Here is a 518-nt window from a genome sequence, read left to right as displayed (position 1 = left end):
CCCTGTGCCTGGAACAACAACAGGTTATTTTTCACCGAGAGTTCGTCGCCGTCGACGTCGCCGACGCGAACGTTCGTAATGAAGTGACGGGTTCGCGACGGCGGATCCTCCGACCAGGCGAACTCCGACTGGAATCGGTCGACGCGCGCCTCGAGCGTGCTCCGGTCCTCGCGATAGTTGTACCCCTCGACGCTGAACTCCGACCGATCGGAGCTACGGTCTCGGGTGACGCGAATCGGCATATCGTACCGGATGTCCTCGGTCAGCAACTCGAGCCAGTTCTCGAGTTCCTTCTCGTCGAGGAGTTCGGCCTCGCGGTTGTAAAACGACACGCACTCGTAGTGACGTTCGAGTTCCGACTGGTGGGTCAGTCCTTCGGTCATGATGTTAGATGTGGTCTCGCGGGTAGCGCATCCCGACTTCTTCGTTGTTCATCGCCTTTTGCCAGTTGCCGTGGAACGTCCGACAGGTCCCCTCCTCGAGGTTGTCGTCCCAGGCGGTTCCGGGACCCTCCCAGT

1 protein-coding gene is annotated in these 518 nt (G+C 60.2%); it reads right to left on the bottom strand.

Annotated features, from left to right (window positions below; genetic code table 11):
- Positions 1–383, bottom strand: a 383-nt coding sequence (locus tag AC6I6L_RS20690) for an aromatic-ring-hydroxylating dioxygenase subunit beta (protein WP_497919666.1), incomplete at its 3' end; no start/stop codon positions are given.
- Positions 384–518 lie beyond the last annotated feature (135 nt).

It is taken from the genome of Halosolutus sp. DAT137, assembly GCF_059736405.1.
The sequence above is the reverse complement of the archived record's forward strand: the minus strand, read 5'-3'. Positions and strand labels throughout refer to the sequence as shown.